At 51.1% G+C, this 15,633-nt stretch carries 11 protein-coding genes, 1 tRNA gene and 1 pseudogene; 1 reads left to right on the plus strand and 12 read right to left on the minus strand.

Annotated elements, in window-relative coordinates; all coding sequences use genetic code 11:
* Positions 1–72 precede the first annotated feature (72 nt).
* Positions 73–3,544, plus strand: a pseudogene (locus tag A4G20_04670) (DNA polymerase III subunit alpha).
* Between the two features lie 2 nt (positions 3,545–3,546).
* Here A4G20_04670 and A4G20_04675 read toward each other — a convergent pair.
* The 12 genes from A4G20_04675 to A4G20_04730 form a co-directional block, all read right to left on the minus strand.
* Positions 3,547–4,284: an ABC transporter permease gene (locus A4G20_04675; GenBank protein ID QIW15673.1), complete on the minus strand. Its 738-nt coding sequence runs from the start codon at positions 4,282–4,284 to the stop codon at positions 3,547–3,549.
* 14 nt (positions 4,285–4,298) lie between these two features.
* A complete protein-coding gene (locus A4G20_04680) occupies positions 4,299–5,459 on the minus strand; it encodes an ABC transporter substrate-binding protein (protein QIW15674.1) in 1,161 nt (386 codons plus the stop codon).
* An 8-nt stretch (positions 5,460–5,467) separates the two neighbouring features.
* Entirely contained in the window at positions 5,468–6,247 is a 780-nt protein-coding gene (locus A4G20_04685) for an ABC transporter ATP-binding protein (protein QIW15675.1), read from the minus strand.
* Complete coding sequence (locus A4G20_04690) at positions 6,240–7,304, minus strand: dehydrogenase (protein QIW15676.1); 1,065 nt, start codon at positions 7,302–7,304, stop codon at positions 6,240–6,242. The genes A4G20_04685 and A4G20_04690 overlap by 8 nt, the downstream gene beginning before the upstream one ends.
* Positions 7,305–7,318: 14 nt before the next feature.
* Complete coding sequence (locus tag A4G20_04695) at positions 7,319–7,864, minus strand: alkylhydroperoxidase (protein QIW15677.1); 546 nt, start codon at positions 7,862–7,864, stop codon at positions 7,319–7,321.
* 150 nt (positions 7,865–8,014) lie between these two features.
* Positions 8,015–9,298, minus strand: coding sequence for an NADH dehydrogenase (locus A4G20_04700; GenBank protein QIW15678.1), 1,284 nt, complete (start codon positions 9,296–9,298; stop codon positions 8,015–8,017).
* Positions 9,299–9,490: 192 nt separating this feature from the next.
* A tRNA-Leu gene (locus A4G20_04705) sits at positions 9,491–9,576 on the minus strand.
* A 13-nt stretch (positions 9,577–9,589) separates the two neighbouring features.
* Positions 9,590–9,913, minus strand: coding sequence for a preprotein translocase subunit SecG (locus A4G20_04710; GenBank protein QIW15679.1), 324 nt, complete (start codon positions 9,911–9,913; stop codon positions 9,590–9,592).
* Between the two features lie 114 nt (positions 9,914–10,027).
* On the minus strand, positions 10,028–11,944 hold the full coding sequence (locus tag A4G20_04715; GenBank protein ID QIW15680.1) for a DNA topoisomerase III: 1,917 nt from the start codon (positions 11,942–11,944) through the stop codon (positions 10,028–10,030).
* 99 nt (positions 11,945–12,043) lie between these two features.
* A complete protein-coding gene (locus tag A4G20_04720; protein QIW15681.1) occupies positions 12,044–12,583 on the minus strand; it encodes a heme utilization protein HutZ in 540 nt (179 codons plus the stop codon).
* Between the two features lie 9 nt (positions 12,584–12,592).
* A complete protein-coding gene (locus tag A4G20_04725) occupies positions 12,593–13,087 on the minus strand; it encodes a heme iron utilization protein (protein QIW15682.1) in 495 nt (164 codons plus the stop codon).
* 302 nt (positions 13,088–13,389) lie between these two features.
* Positions 13,390–15,621: a DNA internalization-related competence protein ComEC/Rec2 gene (locus A4G20_04730; protein QIW15683.1), complete on the minus strand. Its 2,232-nt coding sequence runs from the start codon at positions 15,619–15,621 to the stop codon at positions 13,390–13,392.
* Positions 15,622–15,633: the final 12 nt, after the last annotated feature.

Genomic DNA, 15,633 nt, shown 5'->3' on the forward strand with positions numbered 1-15,633 from the left:
CAACCCATTTCTGTTTTAATTTTCTCTTTGCTATAATAGCTTTTTCCAAACTCTACCAAAAATAGGAAACCCATGCCAGCCCCACGTTTTGTCCACCTTAAAGTCCACAGTGATTTCTCCATGATTGATGGCATCGCCAAGGTTAAACCCTTGCTCAAGGCCTGTGCGGCCCATGAGATGGTGGCCATGGCTCTGACGGATTTCACCAACTTCTGTGGCCTGGTCAAGTTTTATGGGGAGGCCCTGGGGCGGGCATTAAGCCTATTATTGGGGCGGATGTGCTGGTGCAGGCGGGGGAGGGCCAAGAGCCTTTTGAACTCACCCTTCTGGCCAAAAATAATACAGGTTACCATAATATTACCCTGCTGATTTCCCAAGCCTACGAGCAGGGCTATGTGGAGCTGCCTATGGTGCAACAAGCCTGGCTGGCGGAGAAAAGTGAGGGCATTATCGTGCTTTCCGGTGGCCGTAAGGGCGATGTGAGCAGGGCCTTACTCAAGGACAATCAGGCAGAAGCCGAGAGCCTGCTGGCCTTTTATCAAACCCACTTTCCCAACCATTATTACCTCTCCCTCTGCCGTACTGGTCGGGCAGAGGAAGAACGCTATATCCAACAAGCGGTCAAATTAGCTCAACAATTTGCAATTCCCTTGGTGGCGGTCAATGATGTGGTCTTTCTCAAGGAAGATGATTTTGATGCCCACGAAATTCGGGTAGCCATCCACGACAGCTATACCCTAGACGACCCTAAACGCCCGCAAAAATACTCCCCCCAGCAGTATTTCCGCTCTGAGGAGGAGATGTGCCAGCTCTTCGCTGATCTGCCTTCGGCCCTGGAAAATACGGTGCATATTGCCCAGCGTTGTAACGTGACCATTCGCTTGGGTGAATACTTCCTGCCTAATTTCCCAACAGGGGATTTATCCACTGAAGATTATTTGGTGCAGAAATCCCGTGAGGGCTTGGAGGAGCGGCTGGAATTCCTCTTCCCCGATCCAGAAGTCCGTAAGCAACGCCGGCCAGAATATGATGAACGGCTACAAGTTGAGCTAGATGTGATTAACCAGATGGGCTTCCCGGGCTACTTCCTGATTGTGATGGAGTTTATCCAGTGGTCAAAAGATAACGATATTCCGGTCGGCCCTGGCCGGGGCTCGGGGGCAGGCTCCTTGGTGGCCTATGCCCTGAAAATTACTGACCTAGATCCGCTGGAATTTGACCTGCTCTTTGAGCGTTTCCTCAACCCTGAACGGGTCTCCATGCCCGATTTCGATGTGGACTTCTGTATGGACGGCCGGGACCGAGTAATCGAGCATGTGGCCGATACCTACGGCCGGCAGGCGGTTTCACAAATTATTACCTTTGGTACCATGGCGGCCAAGGCGGTAATTCGGGATGTGGGCCGGGTTCTGGGCCACCCTTATAACTTCGTGGATCGGATTTCCAAACTCATTCCGTCTGACCCGGGCATGACCCTGGAAAAAGCTTTCCAAGCCGAACCCAAATTGCAGGAGCTCTATGATGCGGATGAGGAAGTCCAGGCTTTAGTTGATATGGCTCGCAAGCTGGAGGGCGTAACCCGAAACGCCGGTAAGCATGCTGGGGGGGTGGTGATCGCCCCAACTGCCATTACCGATTTCTCTCCCCTTTATTGCGACTCCGAAGGCCTGCACCCCGTTACCCACTTTGATAAGAATGATGTGGAATATGCTGGCCTAGTCAAGTTCGACTTCTTGGGCCTGCGGACACTGACCATCATCAAATGGGCCTTAGAGATGATCAACCAAAGGCTGGAGCGTGAAGGCAAGCCACAGGTGCGGATTGAAAGCATTCCCCTGGACGACCCTAAGGCCTTTGATGTCCTGCTCAAGGCCCAAACGACAGCCGTTTTCCAGTTGGAATCTCGGGGCATGAAGGACTTAATTTCCCGCCTCAAGCCCGACTGTTTTGAGGATATTATCGCCTTAGTGGCCCTCTTCCGCCCAGGCCCGTTGGAATCTGGCATGGTGCAGAACTTTATCGACCGTAAACACGGGATTGAGGAGGTCTCCTACCCTGATAAGGTCTATCAGCATGAGTCCCTCAAGCCTGTCTTGGAGCCGACCTACGGGGTCATTGTTTACCAAGAGCAGGTGATGCAGATTGCCCAGGTTTTGGCCGGTTATAGTCTGGGTGGAGCCGACTTGCTCCGCCGGGCCATGGGTAAGAAAAAGCCGGAGGAGATGGCCAAGCAGCGATCGGTCTTTGAAGAGGGGGCCAAAAACCAAGGCATTGATACCGAACTGGCCATGAAGATCTTTGACCTGGTGGAAAAATTTGCCGGATACGGCTTTAACAAGTCCCACTCGGCCGCCTATGCCCTGGTTTCCTACCAGACCCTCTGGCTCAAGGCCCACTATCCAGCTGAATTTATGGCGGCGGTGATGACCTCGGAAATGGATAATACCGACAAGATTGTCGGCTTCTATGATGAATGTATCAATATGGGCCTGACGGTCGTGCCACCTGATGTCAATAGCGGTAAGCACCGTTTTAGTGTCAATGAAAAGGGCGAGATTGTTTATGGCTTGGGGGCCATTAAGGGGGTAGGTGAAGGCCCGATTGAGGCCATGTTGGAGGCCCGCAATTCGGGCGGGATCTTCAAAGACCTCTTTGATCTGACCGCCCGAGTGGATCTGAAAAAAATCAACCGCCGCACCTTTGAAGGCCTGATTATGTCAGGGGCCTTTGACAAGCTAGGCCCCACCGCGCGGCCCTGATGAAGAATTTGGAAGATGCCTTGAAAGCCTCCGATCAACACAGCAAGATGGAGGCCTTAGGTCAGAGCGATATGTTCGGCGTGCTGACCGAAACGCCTGAAGAGGTGCAAAATGCCTATGCCAACACGCCAAAATGGTCGGAGCAAAAAATCCTGGAGGGCGAAAAAGCCACCCTGGGCCTCTATTTAAGTGGACACCCAGTTGGCCGCTTCCTCAAGGAGCTGGCCCACTATGCCCCGAATCGCCTCAATGAACTACAGCCGACCCGCCGGGGCCAAAGCACCACCATTGCCGGCCTGATTATGGACAGCCGGATTGTGACCACCAAAACCGGCAAACGCCTAGGCATTGCTACCCTGGAAGACCGTTCCGGCACCATTGATATTACCCTTTTTGCCGACAGCCTAGATAATTTCGGCCACCTCTTGCAGAAGGATCAGGTGGTTTTGGCCGTGGGTTCGGTCTTAACCGATGACTTCCGAGGCGGGCTAAAAATGATCGCCCGGGAAATCATCAGCCTGGATGAGGCCCGCAGCCGCTTTGCTAAAAGTCTAGCTCTGGCCATCAAGCAGGAACAACTCACACCACAGTTTATCAAGCAACTGCAAGAGCTGATTGCACCTCATAAGGAGGGCACCTTGCCGCTTCATTTCTACTACCAAAGCCCAGAGGGCCGTGCCTTGCTCAAGGGTGGGGTAGAATGGCGGGTGACCCCAAAAGAGAGCATGATGGAGGCTCTTAAGGATTTCTTAGGGGAGAATGCAGTGGAGTTGGAGTTTGACTAGGCCTAAGATCTGGCTAGTCTTCTGATGCCGCTGTCTAAGATCCAACCGACTAAACCAATCAGTACAATGGCCGCCATAAGCTCTGAATAGGCCAGGCGGTCACGGGTGTCGAGAATGAAATAGCCCAGCCCTTCATTTACGCCTAGCATTTCGCAGGGCACCAAAATCACCCAGGCAATGCCAATGGCCACCCGCAAGCCTGATAAAACGTGGCTGCCAATGGCGGGGACGATAATGTGGCAGAGCTGTTCTTTTTTGCTGGCAGCCATGGAGCGGCCTAGCTCTAGCCATTTTGGGTCAATACTTTTTACGCCGCTGGCCGTGGCAATAATCAGCGACCAAACGGTGGCAAAGGCCAGCAAAAAATAAATGGGCAAGTCGCCAATACCCAGCAGCATAACCACAATGGGCATCCAGGAAAGAGGTGAGATCATGCGTAAAAATTGCATAGAGGGCGTGGCGAAGGCTTCTAGCTGCTTTGAAAACCCCAGCAGCAGGCCAAAGGGAATGCCGACTGCCAGGGCGAGAGCTAGGCCAATCAAGATTCGCTTAAGGCTGGCCAAGAGGTGGGGGAAGATTTCGCCACTGCCCAGCAGCCAGCCGAAACTCTTGGCGGTTTCCAGCGGAGAGAGCAGGGCAGCAAGGGCGAACTGCTCTTGCAGTAGGGCGACGCCAACTTGCCATAAAACCACCAGCAGGCCTAAACCTGCCCAGCCCAGTAAAAATTTCTTTTCAAGCATATTCTTTCCTTTTCTTAAACCACGATTTCTTCTGTTCGGCTCCAGCCAGCCTGCAAACCAAAATAATCGACCCAGCCGCCTGCTTCAATGGCCTGGCGGGCAAACTGTGGGGCATTGAGTTCACGAATGACCTGTCCAGGCCTGAGTTGGGTCAGAAAATCGTTACGCCCTGCCAAGTGGGTTTCTTGTAGCATTTCGAGCAGCTTGCCCAAGTAGCTATCAAAGGGATAGGGCTGAAAGCCAATGCGATTTTGCTGCCATTCAGGGTGTTGAATGATCCCTTGTTGGGCATAACGCTGCCACTGTGTCTGATCGGGGGCAAGCACCTTGGCCAGCACGGCTGGATCGTGGGGCGTATAGCCGCTGCCCCGCCCGATCATGGCTGGAATAGCAGCCCGATGTTCCAGGCTGTAAACCTGGGCTTCGGTTAGGGCATTGACCACCTTTTGCACCCATTCTGGGCGGTGCTGAATATCAAATTCCTGCATAAGCGTCACGCAGCAAGCATGATCCCGCCAGACATCGCCACTAAAACGCAAGACCTTGCCCACTCCCTTGCTTTCGGCAATGGCATTGAAGGGTTCTGCCACAATAAAGCCTGAAATGGCTTGGTTAGCTAGGGCAACTACCATGTCTGATGGCGACATTACCGTCACTTTCACTTCACCCGCTCCAGGCCTTTTTTCCGTTACCCTCAAGCCATTGGCACGCAGCAAATGCTGTAAAACGATATTGTGGATGGAATACCAAAAGGGAATGGCCACGGTTTTGCCTGACAGATCGGTAATGTGATTGATGTCGGGCGAAACGGTCAAGGCCGAGCCTGCTAGGTGGTTCCACATCACGATTTTAACGGGGGCTTGGGAGCCATATCTGGCCCATAAACTCATGGGCGAGAGAATATGCACCAAGTTCACATTGCCACTGAAAAAGGCTTCCACCAGTTGCGACCAGCTGCGGAACATAAGGGGCTTTTCCACCTTCAAGCCCTGTTTTTCAAATAAACCTTGGGCGTGGGCTACCAAGAGGCTGGTGGCGTCAGTAATGGGCAGATAGCCGATTTTAAGCGGTGCGTTTGGGTCAGTTTTTTGCAATTTTTCACAGGCTGAGAGCAGGGGTAAACTGCCACTTAAGCTAAAGAGGCTTAAGAGTTTTAGAAAATCACGGCGTTCCATTTTGCCTCCTAAATCATAAATTCAAGGCTTTCTTGCTGTTTGAGCGATTGGCTATGATCCTGCATAACCTGCAAGATCTCGAGGCGGATATGATTAAGCGCTCGCAGATCTGCTCGTGGAAAAGGCTGGTTCAATCGCCACTGTTGAGCGACCGTTGCAGGTTTGCCGCCACCCAAGAGCAGGATCTGATTGGCAATCAAGAGGGCCTCATCAATATCATGGGTCACCATTACCGCTGTGGCTTGGTGGTGATCGATTACTTCACGCAAGAGCTGCTGCATTTGGCTGCGGATAAGGGGATCGAGGGCAGAAAATGGCTCATCCAGCAAGATCAATTTTGGCTGACGAGTCAGAGCTCGAGCCAGATTAACCCGTTGTGCCATCCCGCCCGACAGTTCACTGGGCAGGGCCTTGGCCGCGTCTGCCAGGCCGACTTCTTCTAGCACAGCCTGGACACGCTTTTGAATTTCGGCCTTGCTCAAGGGGTCACGGCAGGCAAAATCTAAGCCTAGGGCGACATTTTTCTCCACATTCAGCCAGGGCAAGAGGTTGGCAGACTGAAAGACAAAGCCAATATCAGCCGTGGGTTGGGTAATGGGCTGGCCAAAGAGTTCCACCTGGCCGGCCTGTGCTTTTTCTAAACCAGCCAAGATCCGCAAGAGAGAGGATTTGCCCACCCCACTTTGGCCCAAAATACAGGCCAAATCGCCTTGTTGAACCCGAAAATTGGCCTTGGCCAAGAGCGTGCGTTGGCCATAGCCCAGGGATAGATCGCTGACCCTAAGCATAGCTCTTCAGCACCAAGCGTAATTGCACCGCACTTGGGGTCACAATTGGCAAGAATGCTGCCTCTCGCCAGCGGCGAATAAAGCTGGAGCCTGTATTTGTTAAATATCCTCTGCCGCCGCCCGCTTGCAGTTCCAGTAACACCGCATTGGCTACTACATCGACAATATCAATCCGCAGCTGAAAGAGGGCTTTGGGATCGGTGAGGAAGCTGCCAGCAGCAAGGCCTGTTTCCAGTGCCTGCTGAATACGGGCTAAATCAGCTTGGGTCTGCTGCCATTCGGCCTGCAAGACATCACGGCTAGCTCCAAAGGTTTTTTCTACTTCGCTTAAGGCGCGTTCGGCTAAGCCAAAGGCCATACCGAATTGCAAACCAAGGAATGATGGGCGGATTTGTGGCAAATAATCCAAGAGGTTATCAGCGATGATCCAGTCTGGGTTTAGCTCAAGGTTGTCCAGCACCACGGGGTGCGTGTGGCTGCCTTTAAGGGCGACCAGCGGCAATTCTTCTTGCAGCTGTAAACCTGCTTCAGAAGGAATGGCCAGCACAAGGGGCGGGCGGCTGTTATCTTCATAAGAGGCGGCAAAAATAAGGGCGAAACGATCTGCTCTTAGGTTAGTAATCCAAGGCAGGCGGCCATTTAAATAGAATTTTTCGCCCTTTTGGCTAATGCTCACATTCAAGGCTTCCACGCCCGAGGTAAATTTGACCGCATTGGACAGTCCCGTTCCGCCAGCCCGCTTGCCCGAAAGCAGTTCAGGCACCAGGGCCTGATGCAGGGGGCTGCGGCTTTGGCGTAAGTTTTCAATCAGGGTGCGGTGTCCCCAGGCACAGAAGGCAGCGGTTAAGGAGTAGCGAGCCACTTGACTGATGGCCTTAATGGCAGATTGCAAATCACCGCCTAGGCCGCCCAGCTCTTCGGGCAGACCGTGACGGAAGACGCCACCTGCCACCAGTTGATTAAGCACTTGATCAGCATATTGATTGGATTGATCCAGCGAATCGGCGTGTTCAGTCAGCCAATCAATCAAGTCTTGCGAGAGATAAGATACACTCATGCTAGCCTCCTTGCTTAGGCAAAAGGTTGAAGTTCAGGGTTGATAGGCGTTTCGGCAATGTTATTGACATAGTTACAAAGCGTGGCCAGGCTGACCCCTAAAATCACATCAATGGCGTTTTGCTGGGTGTAACCTGCCTGGAAGAATGCCTCTAGTTGGGCTTGGGTTAATTTGGCTTTTTGTAAAATCACCGCCAGGGTAAAACGGGCCAGGGTGTCGTATTTTGGGTTACTTTCAATGCGGGAAACAGAACGGATTTGATTGACCACTTCCTCTTCCATTTTCAATAATTTAAGCGAAATTTTGGTGTGTCCTGCCACACAGAAACCACAGCCATTGACCACTGCCGCCGTAATTTGTACCACTTCACGTTCTTCAGCCGTTAAGCTGTTGCGTCCGTTAATGCCACCCACCGTGCGGTAGGTTTCCAGGGCAGTCGGGGCATTGGCCAATACACCGATTAAGTTGGGAATAAAACCGTTGGTGGCCTGGACGGCTTTCAAGGCTTCTTGGGCGGCTTCTGGGGCAGTTTCGATGGTGTGGATTTGAAATAAAGACATGATGGGTTCCTCTTAATCATAATGGATGGAATCATCATACGAGGCTTGGCAGAAAATGAGAAAGAGAGGAAATTTATGTAATATGAGGAAAAGTTATGAAGCAAGCGGTGCCATTTGCAAAAAAATCTGCAAATGGCACCGCTTGTCGGCTTAGTGAAGTTTGGTCGAAGGCCGCAGGAAGCGGTTGATGCTGCCAACCAAGACAATCAAGCCCGTTTTAATGCAGCCGTGCAGGGCGGCTTGATGCATGCGGTAGAGGGAGAGATAGGCCAAGCGGGCGATTTTGCCCTCAATAAACATATCGCCCTTGGTTAAGTTCCCCATCAGGCTGCCAATGGTGCCGAAGCGAGAGAAGGACACCAATGAGCCCTTATCCATAAATTTAAAGGGCTTGAGCGGCTTGCCTTCAACGGCGGCCAGGATGTTTTTGCCACAGCGACTGGCCATTTGGTGGGCAGCTTGGGCACGGGGTGGTACAGGCTTGCCGTTTTCTTGAATGAGGCAGGCACAGTCGCCCAGGGCAAAGACCTTATCATCTAACGTGGTTTGTAGCGTATCCTTGACCATAATTTGGTTAATGCGGTTGGTTTCAAAGCCAAGCGTTGCCAAGAAATCAGGCGCCTTAATGCCCGCCGCCCAAACCATAATATCGGCAGGGATTTCTTCCCCATATTGGGTAATAAAACCGCTTTCCGTGGCTTCAGTTACCGCCGTTTTCACACTGACATCCACACCCAGCGAACGTAATTCCTTGAGAGCGGCCAGTGACACCTTTTCAGGCAGGGCAGGCAGGAGGCGTTCGCCCGCTTCAATCAAGGTCACTTTAAGGCTGGCATTGTTGAGTTTGCCATAGCCATAGGAATGAAGGTGGTTGGCAACATTGTAGAGATCGGCGGCCAGTTCAATCCCCGTTGCCCCGCCGCCGACAATGGCAATATGCACCTGCTTGTCGTTATTGTTGGCGAATTTAAGGTAAAGCTCCATCATCTGCTTATGAAAGCGCTTGGCCTGATCGGTGCTGTCTAAGAAAATACAATGTTCCGCCACCCCCTTGGTGCCAAAATCATTGGACTTACTGCCAATGGCCAGCACCAGTTTGTCGTAATGGATTTCACGTTCTGCCACCAACAGTTCTTGCTCATCATTATAAATAGCGGCCAGTTGAATGGTTTGAGCCTCACGATTGACCCCGATAAGATTGCCGATTTGGAACTCAAAATGATGGTTCTTGGCATGGGCCCGATAGCTTAGGGCATCGGTGCCAATGTCTAAAGAACCTGTGGCCACCTCGTGCAGCAGGGGTTTCCAAAGGTGGCTGTCGTTACGATCCACCAAAATAACACGGGCTTTTTTCTTAGCCCCCAACTTGTTGCCTAGGTAGGTAGCCAGCTCCAAACCGCCAGCCCCGCCTCCAACAATCACAATGTTTTCCATGATTTCTCCAAGGTAAGATTAAATTAAAACTAGGGAGAATTTTAGGGGCTTGTGGCTTGATGTCAATCTGAATTAAGTGAAAATGATTACTATCTGTTAGATGGTTATGATATGAAGAGCCTATCGTTGGTAGGAGGGGAGAGGGAGGTTATATAAATAAAAAAACCGCTAAAAAGCGGTTTTTGTGTTGATTGGTGCTCTGGGCGAGACTCGAACTCGCACATCCTATGGACACTACCCCCTCAAGATAGCGTGTCTACCAATTCCACCACCAGAGCGTAAACTGATTTTTTATTGAGGAATATCGCTGTTTTCTGTTTTAGCTGGAGCAGGTTTTTGCTCAACTTGGCTTAAATCTTCAAACTGGCTTTTTGGTGCACTTGTGTGGCTGTTTAGATTGCCTAACACCAGGCTAATACCAAAGAAGATAATGGCTAAAACGGCTGTTGTTCTTGATAAGAAGTTGGCTGAACCAGCTGAACCAAATACTGTTCCTGAAGCACCCGCTCCGAAAGAAGCACCTGCGTCAGCACCCTTACCCTGCTGCATAAGCACGAAGCCAATAATCGCAACAGCAACAACCAAATAAGCAACAGTAAGTAAGTTTATTAACATTTCTTTCTCAATCAAATTAGGTTGCTAAATTAAGTTCCATTCAGTGGAACAATGCAATGGCGTGCATTATAGAGATTTCTGCCTGGCTTGCAAGCAGAAATTTTTAGTTTTGGTTTACTCGCCTTTTTTTTGGTCGCTTTTGCGATATTTTGTCGTCTTCTGGCCTGCAAGCGGTTGGATTTTGGCCAAATTTTGCAAAACCTGTCGATTGGGGCTGTGCAACAAACCTGGCAGGCGTTGGGTCAGATCCCACATAAACTGCTGGTAAGTGGCTTGTTTTTTGCTGATGTCGGTTAGCTGCATTTCCCAATGGGCGGTCATATCCGGCAGGGTGGCACTTTCAGGCAGGGAGAAAATCAGGGTTCTGCCGGCCTCAGTGCTGTGAATGGTTCGGCCTTTTTTAATCAGGAATCCGCGTTTAAAGAGCAATTCAATAATGCCGGCTCGGGTGGCTTCTGTGCCAAGTCCGTCCGTTTCACGCAGGACTTTTTTCAGTTGCTTATCCTGCACAAAGCGGGCAATCCCTGTCATGGCCGACAAAAGCGTAGCATCGGTAAAATGGCGGGGCGGTTGGGTTTTCTTCTCGACAATTTCCCCTTTTTCGCAGTGCAAGACCTGGCCCTTTTTGACCACTGGCAAGAGGGGCTCAAGCACCTCATCGCTGTCTTCCTTGCCCAGCAAGGCCTTCCAGCCAGCTACAATCAAGTTGCGAGCCGAAGCAACAAATTTCCCGCCGGCAATCTCTAGCTCAATCTTGCCCTTGCGATATTCGGCCTCGGGGCAGAATTGAATCAGGTATTGGCGGGCGATAAGCTGGTAGATCCGCCGTTCGTTTTCGGTCAGTTGTACTGAACCTTGGCGAGCGGTTGGGATAATGGCATGGTGGGCTTCAACCTTGCTGTCGTTCCAGCAGCGCCCCTTGATGTTGGGATCGACCACCTCAGGCTTGTCAGCATATTCGCTCAAATGATGGGCAATGGCCCCCATCACCTTAAAGCGATCGGCATAATGCTCATTGGGCAGATAGCGGTTGTCGGAACGAGGGTAGGTGATGAGCTTGTGGGTTTCGTAGAGCTTTTGGCAGATGTCTAGCACGGCTTGAGCCGACAATCCATAACGGCGGGCAGCGTCGATCTGCAAGACCGATAAAGAATAAGGCAGGGGAGCGGCCTCTTTTTCGATCTTATTTTCATAGTGGGTCACAGTGGCAGGCTGATCGGTAATGCGTTTGACCACATTTTCGGCCAGGCCACGTGACAGCACCCGCCCTTCTTCGTCCTGATAGTCCTCACAGGCCTTACTGGGCTGCCATTGGGCGGTAAAGCGGTCTTGGCTTTCAGGCACTAAAATATGGGCCAGCACCTCGAAATAATCCTTGGGCACGAAGTTCTCAATTTCCAAGTCTCGCCGCACAATCAGGCCTAGCACAGGCGTTTGCACCCGCCCAACCGACAGCACGCCCTTGTAGCCCGCCCATCGGCCTTGCAGGGTATAAGCCCGAGTCATATTGATGCCATAAAGCCAATCGGCCCGAGCACGTGCTAGAGCAGAGGTTGCAAGCGGGACAAAATCCCGATTATTTTGCAATTTTTCGATGGCCTTTTGCACGGCAGCTGGGTTGAGATCACTGACCAAACAGCGTTGAATTTGGTTGCGTTTCTCGGCTGGCAGATTGAGGTAGCTAAAAACTTCATCGATCAAGAGCTGCCCTTCACGATCCGGGTCACCTGCATTGACCAGCACATCCGCCTGCTTGACCAAACGCTCGACTACTTTCAGTTGCTTGAGGGTATTTTTCTTGGGAATGAGCTTCCACTGTTCTGGCACAATGGGCAAGTGCTCCATTCGCCAGAGCTTAAAGCGTTCATCGTAAGCGTCTGGTTCCGCCTGTTCCAGCAGGTGGCCGATACACCAGGTCACCACATCGTCCTTGCCGCATTGAATAAAGCCTTCCCCACGGTTATGGGGCTTGGGCAGGACATCGGCAATGGCACGGGCCAGACTGGGTTTTTCGGCAATAAAGAGACGCATAGGCTTTGGGGTTGAGAAAACAAGCGGTCATTTTAGCGGAATTTTTTGCAAAAAATAACCCTGCTTCTTTTGGTTGCAGGGTTTTTAGAAAAATAAGGTTTAGGCCTCAGGCTTATGTCCAACCTCTTCCCGTTTATGGCCTTCTTGCAGGTGAACAAAGTTCACAAGGTCATCTGGGCTGACTTGGAAGGCTTGGCCGAAGCCTTTTACGAAAAGGCCTTGCTTGGGTTCAAAGGCGAAGACTTTGAAGTCGGCGTTTTTGGCGAGCTCTGGGATCATCTCGCCAAAACGGGCGGTTAAGGCCTCTAAGGCACTTTGGCCTTCTTCAGACTGCTTGTCCCACACGCTTGCCCTGGCGTCAAAACTTAAGCGGCGGCGAGCGAAGATTTGGCGGCTTTGGCTCTCATCTTCAATCAACATTAGGGATACTTTTGGCACTTTTTGTAGGTTGCGAGCGTGGCGGGCGATTTCAGAAATCAAGACCACATATTTTCCATTATGCACCACAAAGGGGGCGTAGCTCACATTTGGGTTGCCCTCTTCATCTAGGGTGGCCAACATAATGGTTTTGCAGGCCTCCTTCATTTCTTGAATTTGTGGGCCTAGGCGGTTTTGTAAGACTTCTTGACGATCTGTCATAACTTGCTCCTATTGATAATTTTTAAATTTTTCGACTTGTTCTGGGAAGAGCTGGCGTTTTTCATCCCGCCCTAGGTAGATTTTGAAGATGGTTTCACCGCTATGGGCGATAAAAGCGATGTTATAGCTTTCCTTGCCACGGAAGGGCAGGCTAACAAAGGCCACTTGGCGAACCTTATCTAATTTTAGGTGGCCGTGGATGGCACCTTGGTCGTCCTTCATATTGAGGTTGTAATAACCATGTCCCAGCGTGCCTGTTGGGAAGCGATCCTTAATTTCAAAAATCGAGCCTTCCTTTTCAATAATGGTGGTAAAGGTTCCCCATTCAGGTACATCTTCTAGAATGGCTTGGGCCTTATCGGCTGGGAAAACCCGCACAAATTGGTCTGGCAGATTCACCAGAATATCCCCCTCTGGCTGCTGGAGCTGCTTGGCTATATCAAGGGTAATAGCATGGGGATTTTCAGCTAAAAAATCGGCGACTTGCTGTTTGAGAGTGGTCATTTGGTTCCTCGTAATAAAAATAGTTAGCGTTTAGAAGTGTAATATTAAATGTCAGTTTTGTCTAGGTTGTCAATTTGTTTATGGTATAGAATAATAAGATGTCTTTTGTGCTTTACAATAAGCCCACGCACGGCAAAGCCGTACGTGGTTAAGCATAGTTGAGGGGCTTTGCCCCTCGGATTTCAACAGGGGCAAAGCCCCCTGAATATTAGTAACCGATTGCGACGAAGTCGCTGTCGGATTAACATTCAACTCCATCAAAAAATTAACGGTTGGTGAGCCTACTGAACCAACTGTTAATTTTATTCAATAAACTGCCCATACCAAGCCCCCCATTTCCCCCGTGCGGTGCGGATTTCCCAGCCATTGGGTTCAAAGTTCACCTCCACCATGCCTGTTCTGGCCGTGTTCATTTGCAAGATTTTATGTTTTTCCAACCGCTTGACCACGGTCTGATTGGGCATTCTCCAGGGGTTAAAGCGGCCGGTAGAAATAATGGCGGTATGGGGTTGCGTTGCATTCAGCAAGGTTTCACTGGTGCTGGTTTTGCTGCCGTGGTGGGGGACTTGTAGGAAGTCTATTTTGCCTATTTTGTGGGCGATTTGCCGCTCTTGCTCCAGGCCCAAATCGCCCGTTAAGAGGATTTTATAGCCGTGAATATCGGCCAAGAGGGTGCAGGAATCCTGATTTTTGGCCCTAAGCTGCTGGCTTTGAGGGTAAAGGGCCTTGAGCTGGAAAGGGCCGAAAGTCCAATGCAGGCCTGCCTGACAGCTTTCAGGCGGCTTGTTGGCATAAGGAATGTTGCCGGCAGAAATCAGCCGAGCCTGGGGATATTTTTCTAGCAAATGCGCCACCCCGCCTGCGTGATCATTGTCATCATGGGAGAGGAAAATGGCCTCCACTTCTAGCCCCTTGCGGGCCAAATAGGGCAGGATTTCTAACTTGGCCATGGAATTATCCCCCCAGCTGGCTCCCGTATCAAAAAGCACTATCTTATCCCCATAACGCAAGCCTATGGCCAGGCCTTGGCCGACATCAAAACTGATCCATTGAGTTTGGGGCTGGAACCTTTCATAGAGATAAAAGGTAAGATTAAAGCCCAGGGGCAAGATCAGCAGATAGGGCCAGGCGGGCTTGCGGTTTATCCAATAATAAAGCCCCAGTAAAGTCAAGAGGTTAAGGCTTAAGAGCTGCCATTGCCAGTAAAGGCTTAGCTCCCACCAGTGATGAGAAAGTGGCTCAAGCAGGCCTAGGCTCAGCTGGGCCAGCCAGTCGGCCACTTGCCAGCTACCCAAAAAATTATGGGTGAGCAGGGACAAGAGGACAAGGGGAACCAATAAGAAACTATAAAGGGGCACAATGATAAGGTTGGCTACAAAGGCTAGGGGAGATGAGCCCTCAAAAAAGAAGAACTGCACGGGGGCAAAGACTAGCAAGATCCCAACTTGCAGGTGCACAAGTGAGGCCAACAAGCGGGGGAATTGGGCCGAAATTTTGCAAAAATGTTTGAGGGGAAAGTAGCGATACCAAATAATCAGGCTGAGCACGGCCAAAATGGATAGCCAAAAGCTATCAGACAGGAGGGCCAGCGGGTCTAGCACCAAGAGCAGGGCTACCACCCGCCACCAAAGCTGGAAAGGTGTGTAATAACGCCGCAAGAATTGAACAAGCAGTAGGAAACAAATGGCCATTAAGGCTCGCTGGGTGGGCAAGGCAAAGCCAGCCAGATAACTGTAACCCAGAGCAAGGGCCAGCCCTGCTATTCTTGTAAAAAAGAGGGAAAAACCAACCGCTTGTAGAAGCTGAAAACGAAGCAGGAGCCATTGAACAGACTTGGCCAACCAAAAGCCAAAACCGAAGGCCAGGGCGATATGCAGGCCTGAAATGGCGATTAAGTGGGCAGTGGCGGTATGTTGAAAAAGTTGCCAGTCGGTGGCCTTGAGCCAGGCTCGTTCCCCAAAGGCTAGAGCCAAGAGGAGGCCTTGGCTAGGTAGGCCTTGGGTTTGGCCTCTCACACTTTCCAGCCATTGGGTGCGCAGGGGCTTAGCTTCACTGGCCAGCATTTCCGCCCTTTTAACCGTGCTGATGGCCTGAATATGGTTGGCAAAATACCATTTTTGGCGGTCGAAATTGCCCATATTCAAACGGCCAGACACGGGGCGGAGGTTAAGTTCGGCTTTATAGGTTTGATGGAGTTTTAGAGGCGTGTCGCTCTGCCAATTGAGATAAATCTGCCTGCCCTGTTCATCTTGCCCGATGGCCGTTTGGTAGCCCTCCTGCTTGAGGATACGGGTGATGGTAAGCAGGCCGTTTTGCCTGCCTTGGGGGATGGATTTGGCCTCATCAAGGCTTAGGCCAACTTGCAGGTAGGCAAAAGCGGCCAGCAAGCAGCTTGCCATCCATAACCACTTACGCAGGCTTAAGCAAATCAAGGCAAGCCCAGCCAAGCACCAGGGGGCAAGTTTAAGGCCAGCCTCTGGCAGAAATAAGATGGGGAGAAGGCCTAAAACCAGGCCAAGCACAGCACGATCCAAAAGCGTTACTCA

Source organism: Pasteurellaceae bacterium RH1A (assembly GCA_012221805.1).
Lineage (GTDB): Bacteria > Pseudomonadota > Gammaproteobacteria > Enterobacterales > Pasteurellaceae > RH1A.

Bases quoted from the DNA above. Each gene is read 5' to 3' on its own strand.
- A4G20_04675 (QIW15673.1), bottom strand. From the start codon at position 4,284: ATGCTTGAAAAGAAATTTTTACTGGGCTGGGCAGGTTTAGGCCTGCTG.
- A4G20_04680 (QIW15674.1), bottom strand. From the start codon at position 5,459: ATGGAACGCCGTGATTTTCTAAAACTCTTAAGCCTCTTTAGCTTAAGT.
- A4G20_04685 (QIW15675.1), bottom strand. From the start codon at position 6,247: ATGCTTAGGGTCAGCGATCTATCCCTGGGCTATGGCCAACGCACGCTC.
- A4G20_04690 (QIW15676.1), bottom strand. From the start codon at position 7,304: ATGAGTGTATCTTATCTCTCGCAAGACTTGATTGATTGGCTGACTGAA.
- A4G20_04695 (QIW15677.1), bottom strand. From the start codon at position 7,864: ATGTCTTTATTTCAAATCCACACCATCGAAACTGCCCCAGAAGCCGCC.
- A4G20_04700 (QIW15678.1), bottom strand. From the start codon at position 9,298: ATGGAAAACATTGTGATTGTTGGAGGCGGGGCTGGCGGTTTGGAGCTG.
- A4G20_04710 (QIW15679.1), bottom strand. From the start codon at position 9,913: ATGTTAATAAACTTACTTACTGTTGCTTATTTGGTTGTTGCTGTTGCG.
- A4G20_04715 (QIW15680.1), bottom strand. From the start codon at position 11,944: ATGCGTCTCTTTATTGCCGAAAAACCCAGTCTGGCCCGTGCCATTGCC.
- A4G20_04720 (QIW15681.1), bottom strand. From the start codon at position 12,583: ATGACAGATCGTCAAGAAGTCTTACAAAACCGCCTAGGCCCACAAATT.
- A4G20_04725 (QIW15682.1), bottom strand. From the start codon at position 13,087: ATGACCACTCTCAAACAGCAAGTCGCCGATTTTTTAGCTGAAAATCCC.